Genomic DNA, 13,352 nt, shown 5'->3' with positions numbered 1-13,352 from the left:
AGGATGAAAAAGAATATCTGAATTAAGCATAATCAATGAATGTGAAGTCCTTGTGAGAAAACTTTAACAAATTTCAAACAAAAGGTTCAACGAGGAGAGGCAGTCGAATCGTCACAGTCGTTTCTTTAATGCTGCTGTTGATTAAAAAGGAGCCATCGTGCAGCCTGATGATTTCTTTCACAATGGATAGGCCAAGCCCAGTTCCGCCTGTTGCTCGAGTTCTTGCTTTATCTGTCCGGAAAAAGCGTTCCCCAATGCGTGGAAGGTCTTCTGCAGGAATGCCGATCCCCTGGTTTGTTATTTGCAGCAGCATCTCGTCGCCTTCTTGTGTTAACACGACTTTGAGTACACTTTTTTCAGAAGAGTACTTGATCGCATTATCTAACAAGTTATACATGACTTGCTGAATCCGATTGGGATCACCATTAATAATTAAATCTTCTTGGAAATGTACATCTGTTTCCATCTTTTTATCATTTATATGGATATCAAACAGATGAAGGGTATCTAACAGCAACTGAGCGATGACAATCGGTTCTTTATTTAGCATGTACATATTTTCTTGAAGATGATCGAGGTCGACTAAGTCATGAATCAGCTTTTTCAAGCGGTCTGTTTCTTTTTCAATGGTCTGCAAATAATGCTCTGCCTCTTCTGGAGATGTGTAGATTTGTTGTTTTAATGCTTGCGTGTAGCCGCCGATATAGGTGAGCGGTGTTCGTAATTCATGAACGACATTCGATAAAAATTCTTTCTTTCGGATGTCCTGTTCTTCTAGTGAAGATGTCATTTTATTAAATGCTTGAGCCAGCTGGCCGATCTCATCGTTCGTTTGAATCGGCAGCCGATTGGTGTAATTGCCTTTGGATACCTCTTTGGAAAACTGCTGAATCTCTGTAAGCGGCTGAAACATGGACTGCCGAATTCGATTCACAATAAGAAAGAGCATGAGAAAAAATAAAGTGCCTGTTATCACTAAGATTGGCAGGCTGCCCTGGAATACTTCTTGAAGAGCAGCCAGTGGAACGTAAATATATACAAATCCGATGAGCCCTTTCTCACCCATGATTGGGAAAATAGCACCGATAATTTCCCGTTTGAACTCCTTTACATAGCCTTCTTTCATCACGTACTGGCCTTGTTCCAGCAGCTTGCGGTCTCGTTTATTCACGAGTGCTTGATAATCGATTTTATATGGAAAGTATGTGGACAATTCATCTAAATTATCGACGACAATGATGTCATATTCCGATACGACGTTGTACCAGTGAATTTTTTCAATAATTTCTTCACTTAAAGCACCGTAATGATAATGAGAGGCCGTTCGTTCTCCTTGATAAATAACGGAGTCGCGAATGCTGTTTAAATATAAATCCTTATATAAAAAGTGCAGGAAAAAGAAAGAAAAAATAATCGTGAATATGATACACGCTAAAATAAGCCAGAGCACTTTTTGGCTTAACGTTATACTTTTCACTAGGACACCTCAAATTTATAGCCGATCCCCCAAACCGTTTGAATGAGATCCGCATGATCCTTTAATTTCAATCGCAGCGTTTTAATATGTGTATCGACGGTTCGTTCGCTTCCATTATAGTCTTCTCCCCAAACCGATTGCAGCAGCTGCTCTCTTGTGAAAACAGTTTCAGGATGCTGGGCGAGCCGGGAAAGAAGTTCAAACTCTTTTAACGTTAGTGAAAGAGTCTGTCCGTCCACCGTCGCTTTATGAGCATTCGTATCAAGAGTCAGCGGGCCAATCGTATAACGATTTTTCTTTTGCGGAGAAGGGTTCGTTCTTCTTAAGACAGATTCAATTCTAGCTAGCAGTTCGCCAGGATGAAAAGGCTTGACGATGTAATCATCCCCGCCGAGTTTAAGTCCGTGAATTTTATCCCATTCTTCTCCTTTTGCTGATAAAAAAATAAGAGGGAGGTCATATTTTCTCTTCACCTCTTTCGTAAATGTAAAACCATTCATATAAGGCATCATGACATCAACAAGTAATAAATGGGGTACCTGCTTATCAATAGCAGCAAGAGCCTCTATCCCATTAGAGGCTTCAACGACACGGTACCCTTCCTTTTCTAAAAATGTCCTCACTAATTCACGCATCGTTTCTTCATCATCTATAATCATGACAGTGAATTCGTTCATATTCGAAACCTCACTTTCTTTATTATTTCTTTCTAAAGTATAGTCTTATTCTAGCCATCTTTTGTGAAGTTTTTGTGAGTTTAAATGGTTAAAAAAACAAACATGGTAAACAATGCTCCAAAATCTTGGATAAACGTAACAGATCGATCATAAAAAAGCATATTGACCAATGGGTCAACATAAAGTAAGATGCAATTGACCAATTAGTCAATTGTGGTGTGTTTTTAAAAAGAATTTGTTAAATTCCTCGGTTGATTTTTGCTGGAGGGACCCGCTTTCTGCTCCAATCAACCAAGATGGAAAATCAACAATAGTCATGAACACAGTCTTAAAAAAGGGGGAAGCAAGATGGCGATTGTGGAACTTCATCAGTTAACGAAGTCGTATAAAAACAACCGTGGAATTTCAGATATTTCTTTTTCGATCGAGGAAGGAGAAATTTTTGGTTTTATCGGTCCAAACGGTGCGGGTAAAAGTACAACGATTCGCACACTATTGAATTTGATTTTTCCAACGAGTGGAAGCGCCGCGATTTTTGGCAAGGACATCGTGAAGCACTCGAAAGAAATCCGGCAGGACGTCGGCTATTTGCCTTCCGAAGTTCATTATTACGATGATATGAAAGTGATTGATTTATTAACGTATTCTGGGCGTTTTCATAGAAACTTTAATACAGTGAGAATGAAAGAGCTGGCAGACGGCTTAGATTTGGACTTGAGCCGAAAAATAGAAGACCTTTCTTTCGGTAACCGTAAAAAGGTCGGGATTGTTCAGGCGCTTTTACATCAGCCTCGGCTGATTATTTTGGATGAACCGACAGGTGGACTGGACCCGTTGATGCAGCATTATTTTTTTGACTTGCTTCATGAAGAACAAAAGCGGGGCGCGACGATTTTCTTTTCGTCTCACATTTTGAGCGAGGTGCAGAAGATGTGTGAGCGCGTGGCAATTATTAAAGAAGGAAAGCTCGTTCAAGTAGAGTCCATCGAGAGTTTAACGAAAAATAAAGTAAAAAACGTCACGCTTATTTTTAAAGTGGGAGAGCCGCTGCACATAGAGTTGGAAGGTGTGATCCAACAGGAAATAAAGTCGAATGAAATGCGTTTGCTTTACAGCGGGAACATTCAAGAGCTTCTCAGCAAATTAAATGGCTTGCCGCTTCATGATGTGTTAATTGAAGAACCGACGCTTGAAGAAACCTTTATGCACTATTATGAAAAATGAGGAGGGATGGACGATGATTTTTCAAAGGGAATTTAAGCGGGGCCGGAAGTCTTTACTCATTTGGAGTGTGATTCTCGGCGGCTTGATTGTAGGGCTGTTAAGTATGTTTCCGCAGTTTGCTGAGCAGCAGGAAAGTCTATCAAAGATGATGGAAGCGTACCCTGAATCGATGCAAAAAGCATTTGGACTCGATGAGTTAAGCCTTGGAACGTTAATGGGCTTTTATGGGATTGAAGTTCACATGATGACAACACTTCTTGGGAGTATTTATGCCGCAATGTTAGCATCGAACATCCTGGCGAAGGAAGAAAATGAAAAGACGATTGAGTTTTTGCTGTCAAAGCCGATTACGAGAAGTCAAATCGTAGCACAAAAGTTAGGAGTAGTCATCGTTAATATACTTATTTTTAATAGCGTGGCGGCAGCAGCCGGACTCATCGGTTTTCAATTTGCTAAAGATCATGACGTGCCATATGAAACGTTCGCGTTGTTAATCATCGCAGCGATCTTGCTTCATTTCACGTTTGCAGCTATTTCGTTTATGCTTTCGTCTGTGATGAAGAAAACAAGAAACACTCTTTCTGCTTCAATTGCCCTTGTGATCGCAGCTTACTTTTTAAATATGATATCAGGAATATCCGAGGATTTGGACGTATTAAAATACTTTAGTCCATTCACTTATGCCGATGCGTCCTCCATTATTAAAGAGGATGCTATCAACATTTTATATCTTGTGATGATGGCGGCTGTGATCCTGTTTAGCATCTTAGCGGCATTTATGGTATACCAGAAGAAAGACATTTCTGTTTAAGTAAAGAAAGTTCGAGGTGTTCAAGATTGTATGAAGCGTTTGAGAAGCAGCCTCAAGCAAAAAAAGACTTAATTTTACAAGTGGCCATTGAGGAATTTGCGAAAAATGGTTATGAAAAAACGACAACAGCTGTTATTACAAGCCGGGCCGGCATTTCTAAAGGAATCCTTTTTCACTATTTTAAAAGTAAAAAGAATTTATATATGTACTTAGTTTCCCACATTATTACGCTGTTGACAGAAAAGACGATGGAAGCGATCAGTCATGTGACATCGGATGACTTTTTTGAGCGGGTAAAGGAAATTGTGCATCTGAAGCATGGGGCAACAGCACCGTATAGGAAAGAAACACAGTTGATAACCGCTGCTTTTTTTCATCCGCCGACAGAGGTGATGGCTGAAATGGAAGTGTTGCTAAACAAGCATTATGAAGCGTACGGAGAAGAATTCATGAAACGTCATATTTACTTGAAAGAACTCATTCATGAAGAGAAATTGCGCTCAGGCATTACAGTAGAAAAAGTGATCCAAATGACCGACTTCATTGTCGAGCAGTTATCAGCTAAATATCAGGCACTTTATAAAAATAAACAATATGATTTTTTTCAGGACCCCGGTCCGCTGATGAAAGAGCTTGGTGATTATCTTGACATTGTGAAGCATGGTGTATATGAGTCTGAATAAGAAGAATATGGGCATGGTGTAAAGCGGCGCACAAAGAAGCGCCGCTTTATTATTTTTGTAAAAATACATGATTAACAGAAGCAGCAATGTCGAAAACAGCAGGTAAAGCTGTATTCAGCCGCTGCTGACATAAAACGTTTTGTATGTACATACACTCAGTTGACAAGCTGTTTCTTATATCGTCCGTATTGGCGATGTCTGGCCAATAAATAAATAGAAAATTGGAGTGAATGGAATGAAGAAATACGGATTCTTTAGTTTGCTCATTGCGTTTGTTTTCTTGCTTACGGCATGCGGCGAAGATCAGGCAGCTAACAGCAGCAGTGAAGGAGGTGAAAAAAAGGTATATAAAGTCGGTATTGATACGACGTATCCTCCATTTGAGTTTGAAGAAGGGGGAGAGTATAAAGGAATTGATATTGATTTAATCAACGCGATCGCTGAGAACCAAGGCTTTCAGATCGAATTCTCCCCAATGGATTTCGGCGGAATTATTCCTGCCATGCAAGCCGGACAATTGGATATTGCTATTGCCGGGATGAGTATAACAGATGAGAGGAAAAAGATCGTTGATTTTTCTGATCCTTATTTTGATGCAGGCATCACTCTCGTCGTGAAGAAAGATAATGAGAATATCAAAGCGGTCAGTGATTTAAAAGGAAAAACAGTAGCGGTGAAAAAAGGAACAGTAGGCGCTAAGTTTGCTCAGGAACATGCGGGGAAAGAAGGATTCCAAGTGACGCAGTTTAACGACAGTCCGGCTATGTTCCAGGAAGTAGTAAACGGAAATGCGGATGCCCTGATCGAAGATTACCCTGTTATTGCCTATGCGATTGCTCAAAAGGAGCTCGGTTTGAAAGTGGTGGGAGAACGCTTGAACGGTGATCAATATGGAATTGCTGTGTTAAAAGGTAAAAATCCAGAACTGCTTGAAAAGATCAATAAAGGCCTAGCGGGGCTAAAAAAGAACGGTAAGTATGATGAGATCATCAATAAATATCTTGCAGAATAAATGGAGTATGTAAAAAGCTGAAGCTGAACTTGGCAGATAAACGATACTTTAAACACCCTCAGGCTGCTTGAAAACATTTTTCAACAGCCTGAGTGCGTTTTTTCTATAAGGGGGATAGAATGGAGACGATTATGAATGCCTTGCCTTATTTAATGAAAGGCCTGCAAGTCACCCTTTATATTTTTGTCATTGCTATTATTCTAGGTTTTATGATTGGTTTGATGATGGCACTCATGCGGCTTGCTTCTCTGAAAGTGTTAAATTGGACGGCAAAAATATTTATTGATGCCGTTCGGGGAACCCCGTTTCTTGTTCAGTTGTTTTTTATTTATTTTGGGTTGAATTCGTTGGAGTGGATTTCTTTTGATCGAACGACAGCTGGCATTCTCACGATCGCGATCAATGCCGGGGCTTATTTTGCCGAAATTATCCGCGCCGGCATTCAGTCGATTGATAAAGGACAAGCTGAAGCGGCAAGGTCGGTTGGTTTGACGAATATGCAGACGATGCGCTACATCATTTTGCCGCAGGCGTTCCGGCGGATGCTTCCAGCAATCACCAATCAATCTATTATTAGTTTAAAAGATACATCGCTCTTGTCCATTATCGGTATTGCGGATTTGATGCAGCAAGGAGGCGTCCAAGTTGCCGCCACATTTGAAGCGTTTAAAATCTGGCTGACTGTCGGAGTAATTTACTTTATCATTATTTACTTCGTGTCCTTGTTAGGAAGTTTCCTTGAAAGAAGGGTTGAACTGCGATGAATGTGATCGAAGTGAAAAATTTAAAGAAATCATTTAACAGCCTTGAAGTGTTAAAAGATATTACCGTCACGATTCAAGAAAAGGAAGTAGTGTGCGTGATTGGCCCATCCGGCTCCGGAAAAAGCACGTTTTTACGCTGTTTAAACCGGCTTGAAACGATTACCGGCGGACGTGTCTTTATTAATGGCTGTGACATTACTGATCCGAAAGTGGACATTAATAAAGTGAGGCAGCAGGCCGGCATGGTGTTTCAGCAGTTTAATCTTTTTCCCCATAAAACAGTCACAGAAAACATCACGCTCGGCCCAGTGAAAGCACTCAAAATGGATAAAAGGGAAGCTGTTAAACAAGCATATGAATTGCTGGCGAAAGTCGGTCTGCAGGAAAAAGCGGAAAGTTATCCCGGTGAATTATCCGGTGGGCAAAAACAGCGTGCTGCCATCGCCCGGGCACTTGCAATGAATCCGAAAATTATGCTTTTCGACGAACCGACTTCCGCTCTTGATCCTGAAATGGTTGGAGAGGTGCTTGGTGTCATGAAGCAGCTTGCAAAAGAAGGAATGACAATGGTCGTTGTGACTCACGAAATGGGCTTTGCCCGTGAAGTGGGAGATCGCGTCATTTTTATGGACGGCGGCTATATTATTGAGGAAAACGAACCGGCGGAGTTGTTTGGCAGACCTCAGCACGAAAGGACGAAAGCGTTTTTAAGCAAGGTGCTGTGAATAGAAGGCAGTGATTGCTAGTCAGTAAGTTTTTTAATATCGACAACAATTCGTCCATACATGTTCAAAATTGGCTACCCTATGACAGTGATTAAAAATAAGACGGAGCGTGTCCCTAAAAACTACGTTTTTTGGGACACGCTCCGTCTTATTCATTAAATATATAACAGCCGTTCATTTTCTTTTTCTAATAATGATTAAAAACAGGGAAGTCACGAGGCCAGCACAAATGAGCGCGTAAATAATAGTAGAGTACATGTTCATCAAGTGAACGATCTTTCCCCACTGTTCCCCAAACGCTGCCCCAGCCAAAACGAGGAGTACATTCCATATAAATGTGCCAATAGCTGTATAAAAAAGAAAAAGTGAAAAGTTCATTCGGGACATGCCAGCGGGAATGGAAATGAGGCTGCGAACGAGAGGGATAACCCGGCAAATAAGCACCGTCCAATAGCCGTACTTGTTAAACCAGCGATCTGCTTTATAAATATCTTTTTTGCTCAGGCGAAGAATGCCGCCCCAGCGGTCAATTACTTTCTCGAGTCTTTCCACATCGAGCAGGCTGCCGATTTTATACAAAATCATTGCCCCGGTAAGCGATCCGCCGGTTGCCGCCAAGATGACTCCCATGACTGTTAATGAGGAAAAAGTCGTCATCGTTCCTCCGAAAGTCAAAATGACCTCTGAAGGGATCGGCGGAAATACATTTTCAAATGCGATTAATAGAAAGATCCCTACATAACCAAACTGCTCCATAAAGTCGATCATCCAGCTTTGCATACAATCCCTCACTTTAAAAAACTTATTACTTATAAGATATGAAGGACTTGTCTAAGAAAGTATGATTTGATTCATAAAGAACAATCCAGCTTCCAAATGGAATAACAACGAACAGCACAAAAAAATACGGCTCGTAAATAATACACAGAACCGTACAGGATCATCAGCTGTTTAGTTTCTTGTAAATGGCTAACAGTTGTTCGCGTTCTTCTATTGTCAGTTTTTCAAATAACTTTTTACGCAGTTCTTGTCCTTCTAGATGAGCCTTTTCCAGTATGGTATGTCCGGCATCTGTAATATCCAGGTAAAGAATGCGCCGATCATTTTCATCTGCAAGCCGGACAGCTAATTCTTTTTGGATCAGCTTTTCAGACAGATGGGTCAAAGAAGGGGGAGTTAGTCCAAGCGATTTGGCAATGTCGGACGGACGGCTTTTTCCATGATCGTTCAAGTGACTGAGCACAAGAATATGGGAAATGCCGAGGCTTTCATTAAATGTTTTATTCCAGTGGATAATAAGTTTATTTGTTACTTGATCCATTGTGTGTAAAAGGTCAAAAATAGTTTCGCTTTCCATCAAATCCCTGCTTTCTATGTTTCTGTTGTTATTATATTATCATAAGGCTTTGTTAAACTTGTCTGTTTATTTCTGCTGCAGGCGCTCGCTTTCTGCTCCAATTAGCAATAGTCATGAACATATCTATCATAAAAAGAAAAGCCCCTTAAAATAAGGGACTTGCTGGGTCAGAAGAAAAAATGCTCCTGGCCAGTAAATGTTCTTAACTGGTCAACAGAAGAAAAACGATTTACAAATGCTCGCTTTTTCTAAATTATTGAGCGGAAAATCCGCCGTCAATAACGAGTTCTGCTCCGGTAATGAAAGAGGCTTCATCGGATGCCAAGTACAGCGCAGCATTGGCAATGTCTTCTGGTTTACCTAAACGCTGCAGCGGAGTAGCGGCTACTAAATGTTCGACGTAGCTCTTTGTAGATTCAAGGTCTTTAGTCATTGGTGTTTCAATAATTCCAGGGAATAAAGCGTTGACGCGGATCCCAAATCTGCCATACTGTGTTGCGGCTGCTTTTGACATTGCGCGGACAGATCCTTTTGAAGCAGAATACGGGTTAAAGCCCATGCCGATTTGTGCCGTGAAAGACGAGATGTTCACGATGGATCCTTTCTTTTGTTCTTTCATATAAGGAACAACATGCTTGATGCCAAGGAAAGGACCAAATCCATTAATTGTCAACATTTTTTGCCAATCATCAATATTGATCTCTTCTGCTGGTTTCTCAGAGGAAATGCCTGCATTGTTCACGAGAATATCTATTTTACCGAAACGTTCTTTTACTTCTTTCAACAGTTGTGTCCAGTCATCTTCAGAAGCAACGTTCAATTTCATGCCGTGTACGTTTTTAAGCTCGCTGATTTTGGCAAGAGCTATTTCATTAATATCAGCGGCGATGACTGTTGCGCCTTCTTCACTGAAGAGATGTACCATTCGCTCGCCGATCCCGGAAGCCCCGCCAGTAATGATTGCTACTTTGTTTTCTAGTCGTTTCATTTTTCATTCCTCCATTAACGTAATTTGACTGTTCCACCGTCAACCATGATTGTTTGTCCGGTAATATAGTTGGCATCGTCACTTGCTAAGAACACAGCTGTTCTGCCAATATCTGCTTCCGGATCTCCAAGCCGGCGAAGCGGAATCTTTTGAACCATGGCATCATACGCTTCTTTATTATTGTCACGCCATTGCTCCACACCAGGTGTAAGGGCGATCGGTGAAATGAGGTTAACGTTAATGCCATCTGGGCCCCATTCATTTGCAGCAACTCTCGAAATAGCACGGATGGCTTCTTTTGCAGCAGCATAGGATGTCTGTGTCGGCTGACCTTCAAGCCCCGCTCCGGATGCAAAATTAATAACTTTTCCTTGTGTTTTCTTTAATTCAGGGTAGCAGGCCTGCATAAAATGAAACGTTGGATAGAATCCTGTACCGAAAGAAAGATCAAAATGTTCCATCGTTGTTTCTGTAAAAGAAACATTTCTAGAGGCGTGTGCATTATTCACTAAAATATCAATTTTGCCAAAATGGCTGACCGTTTCTTTAACGATCATCTCAACATTTTCTTTCACAGAAATATCTTGAATGAAAAGAGCCCCTTCAGTACGTTCATTTATTTCAGCCAGTGTTTTTTTGCCGTTTTCTTCATTTATATCAACAATTGCAATATGAGCACCTTCTTTTGCCATAGCTAAGGCAATACCACGGCCGATTCCGCCGGCACCGCCAGTTACGATAGCAACTTTTCCAGCAAGTCTCATATAACATACCTCATTTCAGAAAGTATTTAGATGTTTAACTATTTCACGCTTAAATAATACAACATAAAAAACATTTAAGCAAGTTCATTACCTAGAAAGAAAAAAGCCAGGGCCCTGACAGCCGCTGGCTTATTCATTATTTTTATGAATATCTGTTTCTTCGGACATCTCCATGGCAAAGGCTGGGTTCGGGCGTATGTCGCTTCTGCTTACGTCTTCATCAAAGATATGATTGATGAGATAGATGTGGAAGAAGACTTCTGCTGCAGCAATAACGACTGCTGTCCAGAAACTTGCCCAGCCAAGAGAAATAGTTTCATTTATAACCATGCTGCCGAAGATCCATATGCCGAAATAAGCAAGACCAAAATCGGCAATTGTAGCGATCACATTGCCAAAGCGCGGCAGAATAAACAAGTCGCCAACTATATAGGCAGCTGCTGTTAAAAGGATGCTGATCGTTAAGATTTCACCGAGGTCAAGGCCATAAAAAAGCCCGAGGATGAACCAAACAGCGGCTGTACACATAACAAATTTGATGAATAATGCTTTTGTATGTCCCACCCTTTATCGCCTCCTTGTAAAAATAGTTTGATGCCTATTTTAAAAATTATTCTTTTCGTATGGCTTTGTTCATTTACCTGTTGATTTCCGCTGCAGGCGCTCGCTTTCCCGCAGGAGTCTCGCGTCTTCCACTCCAATCAATAAGTGTGATTAACATATCCTTTCATATAAAGAACCTCTGTTATTCAACATCATTCACGTGGGATAGATTGCTTTTATTTTCCTTAGCATAAACAAAATCATCCGCCGCATACTAAGTGGCGTACCACTCAATTACAGGGGGGATTTCATTTGATGAATCAACAAAATGAACAAACACACATGAACATGCATACAGGTACTACTGTTTCAGCACAGATGAATCATGGGGCACATGAAGTGATGGACGTTCATGAAGTGCTATCCGGCGCGGTAGGAGCGATGAATGAATACACGATGCTTCGTTCCCATGTAAAGGATCCAGAATTGCTTAAGATTCTTGATCGTCAGTACCAATTTATGCAGCAAGAGTACAATACGACGGTAGACTGTTTTCGCTCAGGAAAAGATCCAGCTGTTCCGACACAAAGTTACGAAATGACTCAAGGAAATGATTTTGTTTACGGATTAACACCGACACAGCCGAAAAAACCGATGCAGTCCGCATCTGAAATCAACGATGAAGTCATCTCGTGCGCAATGCTTGGAGCGATGAAGTCGATGGCTGCAGCAAAAGCAACTGCAGCACTTGAAGTAACAAACCCGGTTGTACGCCGTGTACTAGCGGACTCCATCCCGAACTGTATTGAGATGGCATACGAGCTTTCCATTTACCAAAACAAGCATCATTATTATCAGGTGCCGCAGTTTGCTGAACAGGATACGCTGCAAATGACCCAAGCGTATGCACCAGCTATGGGTGTTCAAGGTAATATGACGACTCATTAATAAAGAAGCGCTGTCCTTTTTGTAAGGACAGCGCTTCTTTTGTGTATAATGAAAAAAGAGGTGAACAGTTTGAATGAATTTATTGAATTAGGAATTGGTCCATTGTGGACAGGGAAGTTACAGGAAAAGAAGATAGAATCGCCAACACCTGTGCAAAAGGAGGCGATTCCGCTCTTATTAAATGGTGACGACGTGATTGCACAGGCAAAGACGGGGACTGGGAAGACGTTTGCTTTTCTGCTGCCGCTGCTTCAAAAAATAGAACCTGCTCAACATTATGTGCAAGGATTAATCGTTACTCCGACGCGAGAGTTAGCTCTGCAAATCACGGAAGAGCTGCGCGGACTGCTAACGAGCGAAAGCGGCATACATATACTAGCTGCTTATGGAGGACAGGATGTTGAGCAGCAAATCAGGCGGTTAAATGAACAGGTACACATTATTGTTGCTACGCCGGGACGGCTGCTCGATCATATCCGCCGTGGTACGGTGGATTTAACCGATGTGTCATTGCTTGTGCTCGATGAAGCGGACCAAATGCTGCATATTGGCTTTTTAGATGAAGTGGAAGCGATTATTAAAGAAACGCCATTTACAAGACAGACCGCTTTATTTTCCGCAACGATGCCGAAAGATGTCCGTAAGCTGGCAAAGAGGTATATGAGAGAGCCGAAAACCGTTCATGTGAAAAGCAAAGAAGTAACGGTAGAGCAGACCAAGCAGTTCGTCGTTGAAACGACTGACCGCCGCAAACAGCAGGCTTTGTGCGAAGTGATTGACGAAGTGCAGCCATTTTTAGGTATCATCTTCTGCCGGACGAAACGCCGCGTCAGCAAACTGTGCGATGAAATGAAAGCGAAAGGCTACAACATTGATGAATTGCATGGGGATTTATCACAGGCAAAGAGAGAAAGGGTCATGAAACGGTTCCGTGATGCAGAACTTCATTTGCTTGCCGCAACGGATGTCGCTGCCCGCGGGCTTGATGTAGAAGGAGTCACTCACGTATTTAACTATGACATTCCACAAGATATGGAAAGTTATATTCATCGGATTGGACGGACGGGAAGAGCGGGAGAAGAGGGAGAAGCTTATACGTTTGCTGCTTTAAAAGACAAAGATTTTCTCCGCCTGATTGAAGCAGGGCTGGGCCGGGCGCTTGAACGGAAAAACGTCGAATCTGCTAAGCCGTCTGCTGAAGATGAAGAGCGGGGAAAACCAACGGAACGGCGGCAAACGAACCGTCCATTCACGGGGCAGGAGCGGACAAAAAAAAGAAGGCGGAAATGAAAAAAAGAGGCTGAAGAGCCTCTTTTTTGAATAGCAGTCGGCGGTGTCGAATATACGGTCGGCAACGTTAGAAATGCCGTCGGTTCAAC

The 13,352-nt window shown here is 41.7% G+C and carries 15 protein-coding genes; 8 read left to right on the top strand and 7 right to left on the bottom strand.

Annotated features, from left to right (window positions below):
• Nucleotides 1–73: 73 nt before the first annotated feature.
• Nucleotides 74–1,477 (bottom strand): sensor histidine kinase, encoded by a 1,404-nt coding sequence (locus QYG89_RS06970; protein WP_404315974.1) that lies wholly within the window; start codon nucleotides 1,475–1,477, stop codon nucleotides 74–76.
• Nucleotides 1,477–2,154 (bottom strand): response regulator transcription factor, encoded by a 678-nt coding sequence (locus QYG89_RS06965; protein WP_404315972.1) that lies wholly within the window; start codon nucleotides 2,152–2,154, stop codon nucleotides 1,477–1,479. The genes QYG89_RS06970 and QYG89_RS06965 overlap by 1 nt, the downstream gene beginning before the upstream one ends.
• 348 nt (nucleotides 2,155–2,502) lie before the next feature.
• Between QYG89_RS06965 and QYG89_RS06960 the strand changes: the two genes are divergently transcribed.
• The 6 genes from QYG89_RS06960 (at nucleotide 2,503) to QYG89_RS06935 (ending at nucleotide 7,373) form a co-directional block, all read left to right on the top strand.
• Nucleotides 2,503–3,378 carry an ABC transporter ATP-binding protein gene (locus QYG89_RS06960; RefSeq protein ID WP_404315970.1) on the top strand — a complete coding sequence of 292 codons (876 nt, stop codon included), beginning with the start codon at nucleotides 2,503–2,505 and terminating at the stop codon, nucleotides 3,376–3,378.
• 13 nt (nucleotides 3,379–3,391) lie between these two features.
• A complete protein-coding gene (locus tag QYG89_RS06955; RefSeq protein ID WP_404315968.1) occupies nucleotides 3,392–4,189 on the top strand; it encodes an ABC transporter permease subunit in 798 nt (265 codons plus the stop codon).
• Between the two features lie 26 nt (nucleotides 4,190–4,215).
• Nucleotides 4,216–4,872 (top strand): TetR/AcrR family transcriptional regulator, encoded by a 657-nt coding sequence (locus QYG89_RS06950; protein WP_404315966.1) that lies wholly within the window; start codon nucleotides 4,216–4,218, stop codon nucleotides 4,870–4,872.
• Nucleotides 4,873–5,107: 235 nt separating this feature from the next.
• Nucleotides 5,108–5,884, top strand: coding sequence for a transporter substrate-binding domain-containing protein (locus QYG89_RS06945; protein WP_404315964.1), 777 nt, complete (start codon nucleotides 5,108–5,110; stop codon nucleotides 5,882–5,884).
• A 119-nt stretch (nucleotides 5,885–6,003) separates the two neighbouring features.
• A complete protein-coding gene (locus tag QYG89_RS06940; RefSeq protein WP_404315962.1) occupies nucleotides 6,004–6,648 on the top strand; it encodes an amino acid ABC transporter permease in 645 nt (214 codons plus the stop codon).
• Complete coding sequence (locus QYG89_RS06935; protein ID WP_404315960.1) at nucleotides 6,645–7,373, top strand: amino acid ABC transporter ATP-binding protein; 729 nt, start codon at nucleotides 6,645–6,647, stop codon at nucleotides 7,371–7,373. Before QYG89_RS06940 ends, QYG89_RS06935 begins: the two co-directional genes overlap by 4 nt.
• Nucleotides 7,374–7,547: 174 nt before the next feature.
• Here the strand turns inward: QYG89_RS06935 and QYG89_RS06930 are convergent, their stop codons facing one another.
• The 5 genes from QYG89_RS06930 to QYG89_RS06910 form a co-directional block, all read right to left on the bottom strand.
• Nucleotides 7,548–8,153 carry a DedA family protein gene (locus tag QYG89_RS06930; RefSeq protein ID WP_404315958.1) on the bottom strand — a complete coding sequence of 202 codons (606 nt, stop codon included), beginning with the start codon at nucleotides 8,151–8,153 and terminating at the stop codon, nucleotides 7,548–7,550.
• Nucleotides 8,154–8,316: 163 nt separating this feature from the next.
• Nucleotides 8,317–8,730 (bottom strand): MarR family winged helix-turn-helix transcriptional regulator, encoded by a 414-nt coding sequence (locus QYG89_RS06925; protein WP_404315956.1) that lies wholly within the window; start codon nucleotides 8,728–8,730, stop codon nucleotides 8,317–8,319.
• A gap of 253 nt (nucleotides 8,731–8,983) precedes the next feature.
• Nucleotides 8,984–9,718 (bottom strand): SDR family NAD(P)-dependent oxidoreductase, encoded by a 735-nt coding sequence (locus QYG89_RS06920; protein ID WP_404315954.1) that lies wholly within the window; start codon nucleotides 9,716–9,718, stop codon nucleotides 8,984–8,986.
• Between the two features lie 14 nt (nucleotides 9,719–9,732).
• Nucleotides 9,733–10,482 (bottom strand): SDR family NAD(P)-dependent oxidoreductase, encoded by a 750-nt coding sequence (locus QYG89_RS06915; RefSeq protein ID WP_404315952.1) that lies wholly within the window; start codon nucleotides 10,480–10,482, stop codon nucleotides 9,733–9,735.
• A 129-nt stretch (nucleotides 10,483–10,611) separates the two neighbouring features.
• The gene (locus QYG89_RS06910) at nucleotides 10,612–11,046 is read right to left on the bottom strand and encodes a YndM family protein (RefSeq protein WP_404315950.1); all 435 of its coding nucleotides are present in this window, start codon (nucleotides 11,044–11,046) and stop codon (nucleotides 10,612–10,614) included.
• Between the two features lie 294 nt (nucleotides 11,047–11,340).
• Here QYG89_RS06910 and QYG89_RS06905 point away from each other — a divergent pair, with 294 nt between their 5' ends.
• Complete coding sequence (locus QYG89_RS06905; protein WP_404316204.1) at nucleotides 11,341–11,973, top strand: spore coat protein; 633 nt, start codon at nucleotides 11,341–11,343, stop codon at nucleotides 11,971–11,973.
• Between the two features lie 60 nt (nucleotides 11,974–12,033).
• A complete protein-coding gene (locus QYG89_RS06900; protein ID WP_404316203.1) occupies nucleotides 12,034–13,263 on the top strand; it encodes a DEAD/DEAH box helicase in 1,230 nt (409 codons plus the stop codon).
• Nucleotides 13,264–13,352 lie beyond the last annotated feature (89 nt).

Origin of the sequence: Bacillus lumedeiriae (genome assembly GCF_044891285.1) — a bacterium.
GTDB classification, from domain to species: domain Bacteria; phylum Bacillota; class Bacilli; order Bacillales; family Domibacillaceae; genus Pseudobacillus; species Pseudobacillus lumedeiriae.
The sequence above is the reverse complement of the archived record's forward strand: the minus strand, read 5'-3'. Positions and strand labels throughout refer to the sequence as shown.

Bases quoted from the DNA above. Each gene is read 5' to 3' on its own strand.
- QYG89_RS06965 (WP_404315972.1), bottom strand. From the start codon at position 2,154: ATGAACGAATTCACTGTCATGATTATAGATGATGAAGAAACGATGCGT.
- QYG89_RS06905 (WP_404316204.1), top strand. From the start codon at position 11,341: ATGAATCAACAAAATGAACAAACACACATGAACATGCATACAGGTACT.
- QYG89_RS06930 (WP_404315958.1), bottom strand. From the start codon at position 8,153: ATGCAAAGCTGGATGATCGACTTTATGGAGCAGTTTGGTTATGTAGGG.
- QYG89_RS06960 (WP_404315970.1), top strand. From the start codon at position 2,503: ATGGCGATTGTGGAACTTCATCAGTTAACGAAGTCGTATAAAAACAAC.
- QYG89_RS06925 (WP_404315956.1), bottom strand. From the start codon at position 8,730: ATGGAAAGCGAAACTATTTTTGACCTTTTACACACAATGGATCAAGTA.
- QYG89_RS06940 (WP_404315962.1), top strand. From the start codon at position 6,004: ATGGAGACGATTATGAATGCCTTGCCTTATTTAATGAAAGGCCTGCAA.
- QYG89_RS06955 (WP_404315968.1), top strand. From the start codon at position 3,392: ATGATTTTTCAAAGGGAATTTAAGCGGGGCCGGAAGTCTTTACTCATT.
- QYG89_RS06935 (WP_404315960.1), top strand. From the start codon at position 6,645: ATGAATGTGATCGAAGTGAAAAATTTAAAGAAATCATTTAACAGCCTT.
- QYG89_RS06915 (WP_404315952.1), bottom strand. From the start codon at position 10,482: ATGAGACTTGCTGGAAAAGTTGCTATCGTAACTGGCGGTGCCGGCGGA.
- QYG89_RS06920 (WP_404315954.1), bottom strand. From the start codon at position 9,718: ATGAAACGACTAGAAAACAAAGTAGCAATCATTACTGGCGGGGCTTCC.
- QYG89_RS06945 (WP_404315964.1), top strand. From the start codon at position 5,108: ATGAAGAAATACGGATTCTTTAGTTTGCTCATTGCGTTTGTTTTCTTG.